This window comes from Seonamhaeicola marinus, from assembly GCF_008085455.1.
Genome location: NZ_VSDQ01000218.1, coordinates 1 through 331 on the forward strand (window position 1 = coordinate 1; position 331 = coordinate 331).

The window sequence follows — 331 nt, forward strand, 5'->3', positions numbered from 1 at the left end:
TTTTTATAGATGTTTATTTTTTTTGTTATATGCGGATTAAATGCGGAAATAAGTCCGAAAAAGTGCCCAGATTGATACATTTTTATACCATCCCAAAGTATTAAGTTTTGGTCGTGTGTGCCGCCTCTAACATTTATATTTGATACGGTTTCATCTGTACTTAAAATACCCGGAAGCGCTTGTATAGTTTGTAAAACATCGGGTTCAATTAAACCAGGTAGAATACCAAAAGCTTCAGGTTTTATAGTAACAGTGCCGTCATTTAATTTTGTTAAACCAGTGGTAAGATAATTGCTTATTATAACTTCATCTAAATTTTGAACTCTAAAAC

Annotated in this window: 1 protein-coding gene; it reads right to left on the minus strand. The window is 32.0% G+C overall.

From position 1 onward, the window contains the following. Positions 1-331 (minus strand): Plug domain-containing protein (locus FUA24_RS03105; protein WP_148540018.1); only part of this gene is annotated, 331 nt, incomplete at both ends.